The 11,703-nt window shown below is 66.8% G+C and carries 8 protein-coding genes; 5 read left to right on the top strand and 3 right to left on the bottom strand.

The annotated features are described in order from the left end of the window. Positions 1-51 precede the first annotated feature (51 nt). Positions 52-477: a DNA polymerase III subunit chi gene (locus AC3WJE_RS02515; protein ID WP_493729196.1), complete on the bottom strand. Its 426-nt coding sequence runs from the start codon at positions 475-477 to the stop codon at positions 52-54. A 96-nt stretch (positions 478-573) separates the two neighbouring features. Continuing rightward, positions 574-2,049 (bottom strand): leucyl aminopeptidase, encoded by a 1,476-nt coding sequence (locus tag AC3WJE_RS02510; protein ID WP_493729263.1) that lies wholly within the window; start codon positions 2,047-2,049, stop codon positions 574-576. Positions 2,050-2,160: 111 nt separating this feature from the next. Between AC3WJE_RS02510 and lptF the strand changes: the two genes are divergently transcribed. Together lptF and lptG are read left to right on the top strand one after the other, a co-directional pair. Continuing rightward, entirely contained in the window at positions 2,161-3,243 is a 1,083-nt protein-coding gene (lptF, locus tag AC3WJE_RS02505) for an LPS export ABC transporter permease LptF (protein ID WP_493729195.1), read from the top strand. Continuing rightward, positions 3,240-4,346 (top strand): LPS export ABC transporter permease LptG, encoded by a 1,107-nt coding sequence (gene lptG, locus AC3WJE_RS02500; RefSeq protein ID WP_493729194.1) that lies wholly within the window; start codon positions 3,240-3,242, stop codon positions 4,344-4,346. The genes lptF and lptG overlap by 4 nt, the downstream gene beginning before the upstream one ends. A 107-nt stretch (positions 4,347-4,453) precedes the next feature. Here lptG and AC3WJE_RS02495 read toward each other — a convergent pair whose 3' ends face one another. Then, a complete protein-coding gene (locus AC3WJE_RS02495) occupies positions 4,454-4,930 on the bottom strand; it encodes an RDD family protein (protein ID WP_493729193.1) in 477 nt (158 codons plus the stop codon). Positions 4,931-5,144: 214 nt separating this feature from the next. Between AC3WJE_RS02495 and xerD the strand changes: the two genes are divergently transcribed. From xerD to purL, 3 genes are all read left to right on the top strand, one after another. Beyond that, the gene (xerD, locus tag AC3WJE_RS02490) at positions 5,145-6,074 is read left to right on the top strand and encodes a site-specific tyrosine recombinase XerD (protein WP_493729262.1); all 930 of its coding nucleotides are present in this window, start codon (positions 5,145-5,147) and stop codon (positions 6,072-6,074) included. Between the two features lie 144 nt (positions 6,075-6,218). Next, complete coding sequence (locus AC3WJE_RS02485; protein ID WP_493729192.1) at positions 6,219-7,037, top strand: DsbC family protein; 819 nt, start codon at positions 6,219-6,221, stop codon at positions 7,035-7,037. 261 nt (positions 7,038-7,298) lie between these two features. Continuing rightward, complete coding sequence (gene purL / locus AC3WJE_RS02480) at positions 7,299-11,342, top strand: phosphoribosylformylglycinamidine synthase (protein WP_493729191.1); 4,044 nt, start codon at positions 7,299-7,301, stop codon at positions 11,340-11,342. Positions 11,343-11,703: the final 361 nt, after the last annotated feature.

Genomic DNA, 11,703 nt, shown 5'->3' with positions numbered 1-11,703 from the left:
TTTCGCCTTTAACCAATCACGAATCCCCGATCACGAATCACGGCCTTCCAACTACATGTCGTACTTGTTCACATCCAGGCCGCGCGCCTTGTACTGCTTCCAGCGCTCGCGCAGCGGTTCACGTGCGCTGGGATCGGCGGGCACCACTTCCAGCACGCGTTCGCAGGCGCCGGTCCAGGCATCGTCGCGCAGGTTGATCACCAGCGGGCGCGAGGGCGTATCGCTGTCCGGCGTGGCGATCAGCACCGGGGTGATCTCATCATCCTCGTCGCTGCTGGCGATCTGGTGCGGGATGTAGGCATCTGCATCGAATGACCACAGCAGGTCGTCCAGTTCCTCGGCCTGCGCGGTATCGCGGGCCAGGATCAGGATCGGCTGGTTGCTGTCGTAGCCCTTGCGCGCCAGTTCACAGACCAACCGCAGCGGTTCGGCTAGGAAGCGCGGTTTGGCGATCAGGTAGAAGTCGGCGCGGGGCATAGGGGCAGGGATTCGTTATTGGGGATTCGGGATTTGCAAAAGCGGTGTTTCAGGAGCGGGGATGTTTTTCACGAATCCCCAATCCCGTATCCCGAATCACACCGCGCCACCGGCGCGGTCCAGCAACCACTGCGTCAACAACCCGACCGGGCGGCCGGTGGCCATGCCGCGCTTGCCTTCGTCGCTGGCGCTGCCGGCGATGTCCAGGTGCGCCCAGCGCTGGCCTTCGGTGAAGCGCGACAGGAAGCAGCCTGCGGTGATTGCGCCGCCCCAGCGGCCGCCGATGTTGTAGACGTCGGCGAAGGTCGAATCCAGCAGGCTCTGGTACTCGTCCCACAGCGGCAGGCGCCAGGCGCGGTCGAAGACCTGCTCGCCGGCGGCCAGCAGTTCGTTGGCCAGGTCGTCGTGCTTGCTCATCAGGCCGCTGGCCTGGTGGCCGAGCGCGACCATGCAGGCGCCGGTCAGCGTCGCCACGTCGACCAGTGCGGCCGGGTTGAAGCGCTCGGCGTAGGTCAGTGCGTCGCACAGGATCAGGCGGCCCTCGGCGTCGGTGTTGCCGACCTCGATGGTCCTGCCGGACATGCTGGTGATCACGTCCGACGGGCGATAGGCGTTGCCGTCGATCGCGTTCTCGACCGCCGGCACCACCACCACCAGGTTGATCGGCAACTGCGCGGTGACGGTGGCGACGAAGGTGCCGATCACGGTGGCGCCGCCACACATGTCGTACTTCATTTCCTCGATGCCGCCCTGCGTCTTCAGGTTGACGCCGCCGGTGTCGAAGGTGATGCCCTTGCCGACCAGCACGTAGGGGCGTGCATCGCCGCCGCCGTTCCACTTCAACACCACCAGGTGCGGACGGTTGGCCGAGCCACGCGCGACCGACAGCAGCGAGCCCATGCCGAGCGCTTCCATCTGCTGCTCGTCGAGGATCTCCGACTCGGCGCCGGTGTGCGCGGCGGCGAAGGCCTGCGCCTGCTCGGCCAGGTAGGCCGGGGTGCAGATGTTCGGCGGCAGGTTGCCCAGCTCGCGGGCGAACTCGACGCCGGCGGCGATTGCGATGCCCTGCGGCAGCGCGGTGGCGTCGTCGCCGGCCAGCACCAGTTCGGTCAGTGCGCGCTCTTCGGGCTTGCGCTTGCCGAGCGTGGCGGTATAGCGGTAGGCGGCGTGATCGGCGGTGGCGATCGCCTGGCGGATGTTCCAGGCGGCATCGCGGCCCTTCACGGTCAGTTCGGTCAGGGTCAGCAGCGCCTTGGCGACCGGAGTGCCCTTGAGGGCGCGCACTGCATCGCCGATCACCTTGAGGTACTGCGGCACACCGAACTTGCCGGCTTCGCCCAGCCCGATCACCAGCACGCGCGGGGCGGTCACGCCCGGCAGGTCGTGCAGCAGCGTGCTCGTGCCGGTCTTGCCGGCGAGGTCGCTGCGTGCGGCCAGTGCCTTGATGCGGCCCTCGCTGGCGGCGTCCAGCGCCTGGCCGGCGGGCGACAGCGAGCCGTCGGCAAAGGCGCCGACCACGACGCAGTCGAGTTCTGCGCTGGCGGGCGCGGCTTGGTTCAGGGTGAATTGCAGGGCCATTGATCAGATTCCGTTGGCAAGTACGTACAATCGCGGGTCGTCCACGCCGGGTATGGCAGGCTGTCCGGCGCCGCGAACGAATCCGAGAGTTTAAATCAACACCCCATGCCGAAGCTCGACCGATACCTGCTGAGCGATTTCACCCAGAGCTTCCTGGCAACCCTGATCGTGTTGTTGGTGGTCAGCGTGGGCGGCGTGCTGGTGGACATCCTCGGCAAGATTGCCGATGGCGGCATCCCCGCCCGCTTGCTGTTGTCCCAGTTGGGCCTGCAATTCGTGACCTATCTGCCGCTGATCCTGCCGCTGGCGCTGATGCTGGGCCTGCTGCTGGCACTGGCACGGCTGTATCGGGATTCGGAGATGGCGGTGCTGATGGGCATCGGGGTCGGCCCGCGCCGGCTGCTGCGCCCGATCCTGATGCTGGTGGTGCCGCTGGTGCTGGTGATCGGCGCCTGCTCGCTGTGGCTGGGCCCGTGGGCCAGCGCCACCGCTGACAAGATGGTGGAGGATGCCAATCGCAGCGTGGTCATCGCCGGACTCGAACCCGGCCAGTTCACGCCGTTGTCCGGCGGCGGGGTGGTGTACCTGAATACGGTGTCCCAAGACGGCAGGCAGCTCGGCAAGGTGTTCATGCAGCGCGAGAAGGATGGCCGCCTGGACGTGGTCACCGCTGACCGTGGCGAGGTCTATCTGGAGAGCAATGGCCGGCGCTTCCTGCGTCTGCGTGATGGTTACCGGGTGGAAGGGCCGACCAACGCCACCGACCTGGATTACCGGTTGATGCGTTACGAGACCAGCGAGTCGGCGTTGCCGGACAGCGCCGCCACCCATGACGAGAACGATCCGGAAGTGATGAGCACCGCACGCCTGATCGCCGATTCCCGGCCCGAAGCCAAGGCGCAGCTGCACCTGCGCATCGCCCCGCCGCTGCTGGCGCTGGCATTCGCGCTGATGGCGCTGCCGCTGTCGCGCAGCGCACCCCGGCAGCAGCGCTATGGCCGGATGATGATGGCGTTCCTCGGCTACGTGGTCGGCAGCAACATGTCCACGATCGGTGCGCGCTGGATCGCCGATGGGCGGATCCCGGCCGCCGCCGGCCTGTGGTGGCTGACCCTGCCGCTGCTGGCGCTGGCGATCTGGCTGTACGCCCGTGACGGCCGCATGGGCCGCCCGCGGAGGACCGCATGAAGCTGCTGCCGCGCATCCACGACGTCTACGTCGGTCGTTCGGTACTGTCCACGGTGCTGCTGACCTGGGCGGTGCTGGTCGGCCTGTTCGTGATGATGGGCGTGTCCGACCAGTTCAAGGACATCGGCAAGGGCAGCTACACCTTCGGCCACGCCATCGCCTACGTCGCTTACGGTGTACCGCGCAATGCCTACAACCTGTTCCCGACCGCGGCGGTGATCGGTGCGTTGATGGGGTTGGGGCAGATGGCGGCGACGTCCGAACTGACCGCCTTGCGCGCGCTGGGTTTGTCGCGGCGCCGGCTGGGGCTGTCGGTGGCGGCCACGATTTCGATCATCACCGCGGTGATGGTGATCAATGGCGAGACGCTGGCGCCATGGGCGCAGAACCAGGCCGATGTGCTCAAGGCCAACGCCAAGTTCAATACCAACATGGCCACCGCCCGATACTCCGGGCTGTGGGCGCGCGAGGGCGATACCTTCCTCAATGCGCAGGGCGGCGAGGAGAAGCTGGGCACGTCGGGTGGCATGTCGCTGCAACTGCACGACGTGCGGCTGTACCAGATCGGCGACGACGGCCGCATGGAAACCCTGACCTATGCCGCCATGGTCGAGCATCTGGCTTCCGGCTGGGTGCTGCATGGCGTGCATCGCGATACGTTCGATGCACGTTCGGTCAAGCGTGAGACGTTCGATCAACTGCCGTGGCAGTCGCGCCTGGATCCGGCGGCGCTGGCGGCGGGCCTGTCCAAGCCGCGCAACCTCTCGGTGAGCGAGCTGCACAGCAGTATCAAGTACCGCCATCGCAACGGCCTGGACGCGCGCGATTACGAAGACCAGTACTGGAGCCGTTGGTTCTACCCGGCCAACGTGCTGGCGCTGTGCCTGGCGGCGGTGCCGTTCGCGTTCGGTTCGCTGCGCAGTGGCGGCATGGGCAAGCGGCTGTTCCTGGGCGTGCTGTTCGCGCTGGGGTTCTGGTTGCTGCAGCTGTTCTTCGGGCGCATGGCCGGCGCGCTCAAGCTCGATTACCGCATTGCCTACGCGCTGTCGCCGGTGATGATGCTGCTGATCTCCGGCTGGCTGTTCCGGCGGCGTAGTACCTGACCGCGTTTTTTGACTGTGCTCTTGACTGTGCTGTTGTAGGAGCGGCTTCAGCCGCGATCGGGCTTTACCGGTAAAACCCGATCGCGGCTGAAGCCGCTCCTACAGGGTCATTTGCGTCGATGCTTCCGGACCAGCCTTGTCCCGCTCGCGCGGTCGTGCCAGGTCAGGCGCTCCCGATCCACCAACGCCCACCAGAATCCCAGGCCGCCGGCCAGCAGCGACAGCGTGCCGATCAGGTAGCGCAGCCACAGCGTCTTCCATGACACGGGCCCATCGACAGATCCCGCCAGATGCAGCCGCCATGGCCGCATGCCGAGGGTCTGGCCGCCGTGCCGCCAACTGATCGTCGCGTACAGGCCGGTCACCAGCCAGCAGGTGCCCCACAGCAGCCAGCTCAGCGGCGAGAACGGCGCGATGTTCTGGTGCGGATCGTGATGGCCGAGGAAGGTGTAGCCGAGCGTGAACGGCACCGCGACCAGCATCCATAGCGCGAGTGCCGGCCAGATGTCATAGGCCAGTGCGAGCAGGCGCCAGCCGATCAGGCTGCGTGGGCGGTCGAGGGGCGTCGTCGGTGCGGTCGGCATGCGTTGCAAAGCATAACGGCAGAGCGCGATCGGGCATGTGGCGCTGCGGAAACCGGCGATCATTCCCGCGTAGCGCTTCGGCTGCTGAGAAAGGCTTCCCGTCTTCGCGGCGATGACGGCACTGCAATTTGATGGTTTCCGATTCCGGGTTAGGTTCTAAGCTGTAGGCATGAGCGCACTCACTCCAGCCGAGCGACGTCAACTCGCCTTGCGATTGCCCGCGCTGCGTGAGGATGAAGCGCAGGCAATCCAGCGTTTCCTCGATGCCATCTGGGCCGAGCAGGGACTGTCTCAGCTGACGCTGGACAGCTATCGCCGCGATCTGGGGGGCTTCGCGCGCTGGCGTGACGGCGTCGGCGGCGGGCTGATCGGTGCCGATCGGGCCACGCTGTCGAAGTATCTGGCGTGGCGCTTCGAACAAGGTTACTCGCCCAAGAGCAACGCCCGCCTGCTGTCCTCGCTGCGCGCGTTCTTCGGCAGGCAGGTGCTGCGCGGTGAGCGCAGCGACGATCCGACCGCGCTGCTGGATCCACCGCAACTGCCGCGCTCGCTGCCCAAGGCGTTGACCGAGAGCCAGATCGACGCGTTGCTGGCCGCGCCCGACATCACCTCCCCGTTGGGCTTGCGCGATCGCGCGATGCTGGAGCTGATGTACGCCGCCGGGTTGCGCGTGAGCGAATTGGTCGAGCTGCCGGCGAACGCGATCAATCTGCGTCAGGGTGCACTGCGGGTCACCGGCAAGGGCAGCAAGGACCGGCTGGTGCCGTTGGGCGATGAATCCCAGCATTGGCTGCAGCGCTATCTGGATGTCGCGCGGCCGGCGCTGAGCGGTGGCAAGGCGGTGCCGCCGATGAGCAACAAGCAGGTGCCGTTGTTCATCGACGCCGAGCGGCAGGCACTGAGCCGGCAGGCGTTCTGGGGGCTGGTGAAGCGCTACGCGGCCGTGGCCGGCATCGACCCGGCCAAGGTCAGCCCGCATGGACTGCGCCACAGCTTCGCCACCCATCTGCTCAACCACGGTGCCGATCTGCGTGTGCTGCAGATGCTGCTGGGACACAGCTCGCTGTCGACCACCCAGATCTACACACTGGTGGCGCGCGAGCATCTGCAGAAGCTGCATCGCCAACATCACCCGCGTGGGTGAACGGGGTTCGCAGCGCCGGGCCTGCTCGGCTGGGGCTCTCCCGCGAATGCCTCAGCCGAGCGAGCTCGGCTCTACCGAAGGGGCGGCGATCGCTTCATGTTGGCTGTGCGAGAATCGACACAACCATCGCTTCCGGATGCACGAATGCTTCGTCTTGCCACTGCCGCTCTGCTGGGCGCCCTGAGCCTGTCCGCCTGTGCCCAGTCTTCGGCTCCGCCACCGGCCGCCAAGGGGGCTCCCGCCCCGTCCACGACGTCTGCGGCTGCGCCGGCTGCCGGCTCGGCCGATCAGAAGGTGCGTGCCGCGCTGACCACGCTGGATCCCGATTTCAAGCCGGATTACCTCGGCGCCGCGCCGTTCCCGGGCTTCCGTGAGGTGGTGGTGGGTGGGCAGGTGCTGTACGTGTCCGACGATGGCCGCTACCTGATGCAGGCACAGCCGTTCGACATCCAGGCCAAGCAGTTCGCCGCCAGCGAGGGCCTGCTGGCCTATCGCCGCAAGCAGTTGGAGGCGATTCCGGCCGCCGACCGCATCGTGTTCTCGCCGCCGAACCCGAAGTACACGATCAGCGTCTTCACCGACATCGAGTGCGGCTACTGCCGCAAGCTGCACAGCGAGATCGCCGAGCTGAACAAGCAGGGCATCGCGGTGGAATACCTGGCGTTCCCGCGCATGGGCCTGGGCAGCCAGGACTACAAGGACATGGTCTCGGTCTGGTGTGCGGCGGATCGCAAGCAGGCACTGACCGCCGCCAAGCAGGGCCAGCCGGTGTCGGCACGCAGCTGCAAGAACCCGGTGACGATGGAATACGACCTGGGCCAGCGCCTGGGCGTGAACGGCACCCCGGCGATCTTCGCCCCGGACGGCACCCAGCTCGGTGGCTACCTGCCGCCGGCCCAGCTGCGCGCCGCGCTGGAAAAGCGCGCTGCCGCGGCCGCCACGAGCACCGCCGGCAGTCCCTGAAAGGCTGGGATTCGGGATTTGGGATTTGGGATTTTAGGGGATTCGTAAAAAGCCAGCTTCGGAGAGTGGCTGGCAGGGGTAGGGGATTCCAGCCTCGACGGGCTTTGCCGGCCTGCTGTCACGGGCGCTGAAGCCGCTTCCGTAGAGGTGCATCGAATCGTTTGACTGCCAGAACCTGGCAAAGACGCTTTTCCCGAATCCCGAATCCCGAATCCCGAATCCCACTACAATAGCCGGCCCGTTATCTCCACGGTTTCCCGGATGATCGTCCTCGAGGGCGCCGCCGCCCTGTCGCCGTTCCGCCTTGCTCGGCTCGAATCCCGCCTGCAGTCCGTCGCGCCTGACCTGCGTATCGCGGGTGCCTGGCACGTCTACTTCATTGAACCGGAGGCCGGGCGCACGCCCGACCTGACCACGCTGCGCCGCATCCTGCAGGCCGAGGGCGAGCCGGTCAGCGCCGAGGCCGCCGCGCAATCGCGCTTCGTGGTGCCACGCCTGGGCACGCTGTCGCCGTGGTCGAGCAAGGCCACCGAGCTGGTGCGTGGTGCCGGCCAGCCGATCAAGCGGGTCGAGCGCGGCATGCGCATCGATCTGCTGGGCTGGCCCGCCGATGCGGCGGTGCAGACCGCGCTCGGCAAGCTGCTGCACGATCCGATGACCCAATCGCTGCTGGACAATGCCGAGGCGGCACAGGCGCTGTTCACCGCGCTGCCGCGTGGCACGGTCGAGCGCATTCCGCTGGCGTCGCTGGAGGAGGCCAACAGCCGCCTCGGCCTGGCGCTGGCGGCCGACGAGATCGAGTACCTGCGCGCGCGCTACGCCGAGCTGGGGCGCGATCCGTCGGATGTCGAACTGATGATGTTCGCGCAGGCCAATTCCGAACACTGCCGGCACAAGATCTTCAACGCCAGCTGGACCATCGACGGCAAGGATCAGGACCGATCCCTGTTCCGGATGATCAAGCACACCCACCAGCAGACGCCGCAGCACACGCTCAGCGCGTACAGCGACAACGCGGCGGTGATCGAAGGGCATCCGGCGGCGCGTTATCGCCCCGATCCGAAGACCGGCCAGTACCGCAGCGAGGCGGTGGTGCCGAGCGCGTTCCAGATCAAGGTCGAGACCCATAACCATCCAACCGCGATCGCGCCGTTCCCGGGCGCCTCGACCGGCGCCGGTGGTGAGATCCGCGACGAGGGTGCGACCGGTCGCGGTGGCAAGCCCAAGGCCGGTCTGACCGGTTTTTCGGTCTCGCACCTGCGCATTCCGACGTTGCCACAGCCGTGGGAAGCGCCGCGCGCGCTGAATCCGCGCATGGCCTCGGCGCTGGAAATCATGCTCGACGGCCCGCTCGGCGGCGCCGCGTTCAACAACGAGTTCGGCCGTCCCAACCTGCTCGGCTATTTCCGCAGCTTCGAGCTGGCCGAAGACGGCATCGCGCGCGCCTACGACAAGCCGATCATGCTGGCCGGCGGCCTGGGCGCGATCGACCGCGTGCAGGTGGACAAGATCAAGCTGCAGCCGGGCGATGCGGTGATCGTGCTCGGCGGCCCGGCGATGCTGATCGGCCTGGGCGGCGGCGCGGCCAGTTCGGTGGCCTCCGGCGAGAGCGCCGAGGACCTGGACTTCGCCAGCGTGCAGCGCGACAACCCGGAGATGGAGCGACGCTGCCAGGAGGTCATCGACCGTTGCGTGGCGCTGGGTGCGGACAACCCGATCCAGTTCTTCCACGACGTCGGCGCCGGTGGCCTGTCCAACGCGATTCCCGAGCTGCTGCACGACTCGGGCGTGGGCGGTGTGATCGACCTGGGCAAGGTACCGACCGACGACCCGTCGCTGTCGCCGCTGGAGCTGTGGTGCAACGAATCGCAGGAGCGCTACGTGCTTGGCGTGCCGGCCGAGCGGCTGGAAGAATTCGCGGCGATCTGCGCGCGCGAGCGCTGCCCGTTCGCGGCGGTCGGCGTGGTCACGGCCGAGGAGCGGCTGGTGGTGGGGTATGGCGTGTTTGGTGCCGGGATTGGGGAGTCGGGATTCGGGATTGGCAAGAGCGCCGCTTCCGCTTCTGACGAATCACCAATCCCCGCTTCCCACAGCCGAATGGCTGGTCATCCCGAATCCCGGCACCCCATCGATCTGCCGATGGACGTGTTGTTCGGCAAGGCGCCGAAGATGCACCGCGACACCGCGCATCCGCCGGCACCGCGCTGGCCGCAGCTGGCGACCGATGCGCTGGAACTGCGTGAGACCGGTCTGCGCGTGCTGGCGCACCCGACCGTCGCGGCCAAGAGCTTCCTGGTCACGATCGGCGATCGCAGCGTCGGTGGCCTCACCGCGCGCGAGCAGATGATCGGTCCGTGGCAGCTGCCGATGGCCGATTGTGCGATCACCCTGGCTAGCTTCGAAGGCTATGCCGGTGAGGCGATGTCGATCGGCGAGCGCACCCCGCTGGCGCTGTTGAACTCGGCCGCAGCCGCGCGCATCGCGGTCGGCGAGGCGATCACCAACCTGTGCGCCGCTCCGGTCGAGACGCTGGACACGGTCAAGCTGTCGGCCAACTGGATGGCCGCCGCCGGCCACCCCGGTGAAGACGCGCTGCTGTTCGACGCGGTCAAGGCCGTCGGCATGGAACTGTGCCCGGCGCTGGATATCAGCATTCCGGTGGGCAAGGACTCGCTGTCGATGCAGGCGCAATGGGCAGGGATTGGGGATTCGGGATTCGGGATTGGTGAAGAGCCATCCGCGTCTGCGAATCCCGAATCCCGAATTTCGAATCCCGTCGCTCACAAAAGCGTTTCGCCCGTCTCGCTGGTCATCACCGCGTTCGCGCCGGTCGCCGATGCGCGTCGCCAGTTGGTGCCGCTGCTGGATCGCGAGGAAGACAGCGATCTGTGGCTGATCGGTCTGGGCGCGGGCAAGCAGCGTCTGGGTGGGTCGGTGCTGGCGCAGGTGCATGCCGGTGACGAGGCGTTGCCGGCGTTCGGGGGCGAGGTGCCTGACCTGGACGATCCGCAGCGTCTGCGTGCGTTCTTCGAGCTGATCCGCGATGCGCGTGAGGCCGGGCTGTTGCTGGCCTATCACGACCGCAGCGACGGCGGTGCTTTCGCTGCGCTGTGCGAGATGGCGTTCGCCTCGCGTCGTGGTCTGGACATCGTGCTCGACGGCTGGGGTGAGGATGCCTTCCGCAGCCTGTTCAACGAGGAACTGGGTGCGATCGTGCAGATCGCCAGCGAGGATCGCGCCGCGTTTGCCGATCTGGTCGAGCGCCATGCGTTGACCGAGTGCGCACAACGCATCGCCCGGCCGGTCAGCGCGCCGCGCATCCGCGTCGGTGCCGAGGGCAAGACCCTGGCCGAGTGGAGCTGGCAGGAGCTGTTCGATGCCTGGTGGTCGGTCACGCATGCGATGCAGAAGCTGCGCGACAACCCCGACAGCGCCGACGAGGAGCGGGCGATCGCACGCGACTTCAATGCGCCGGGATTGAAGCCCAAGCTCAGCTTCGATCCGGGCGAGGATGTGGCAGCGCCTTACATTGCTACCGGCGCTCGTCCGAAGATCGCGATCCTGCGCGAACAGGGCATTAACGGCCAGATCGAGATGGCCAACGTCTTCGAACGTGCCGGCTTCACCAGCCATGACGTGCACATGAGCGACCTGATCGCCGGGCGCGTGGATCTGAAGGATTTCCGCGGTCTGGCCGCGTGCGGTGGCTTCAGCTACGGCGACGTGCTCGGTGCAGGCCGCGGCTGGGCGACTTCGATCCTCGAACGCCCGGCGCTGCGCGAGGCCTTCGCCGCGTTCTTCGCGCGCGAGGACAGCTTCGCGCTGGGCGTGTGCAATGGCTGCCAGATGCTGAGCCAGCTCAAGGACATCATCCCCGGCGCCGAGCATTGGCCGCGTTTCCTGCGCAACCGCAGCGAGCAGTTCGAGGGGCGCACTGCGTTGCTGGAGGTGGTGGAATCGCCGTCGATCTTCCTGCGTGGCATGGCCGGCTCGAGGATCCCGGTCGCGGTCGCGCACGGCGAGGGCTATGCCGACTTCGACAGCGCGGTCGATCAGGCCGCCGCGCGTGTGGCGCTGCGCTATGTCGATGGCGACGGCAAGGCTGCGCGCTATCCGCTCAACCCGAACGGCTCGCCCGACGGCATCACCGGCCTGACCAGTAACGACGGCCGGGTGACGATCCTGATGCCGCACCCGGAGCGCACCCCGCGCAGCGTCAACCTGAGCTGGTCGCCGGCCGGTTGGGGCGAGGACTCCTCACCCTGGCTGCGGATGTTTCGCAACGCACGGGTGTGGTGCGGCTGAGACCGTCACGCCCGCCGTCCTGACGGCATGCAGCACCCAAACCCGCCGCTCCCCGGCGGGTTTTTTTGTGCATCCGCGCATCGGTTTTTGTCGTGATTGCCATATGTGGTTGTTTTGGCTGGAATTAACAAAAAATTATCAAATTTCCATAAAACATTGATTTTGATCACCTTCCATAAGGTTATGAGTCAAAACCTTGACGTTGAAATTTGTCGCTGTTAACACTTGGGGACGTCGCACGGTTCGTTGCTGTTCATTTTTTTGACGGCGCTGGCAAAAGATTCACCGCCGCCAGCCACTTTCGAACGGATCGCGCCACCTAACGCCCTCGGGGGGATCGCATGGCCTGGAAGTCGCCGTG

It is taken from the genome of Pseudomonas sp. GW821-FHT07E12 (genome assembly GCF_058986605.1).
This window is presented reverse-complemented; position numbering and strand designations above follow the sequence as displayed.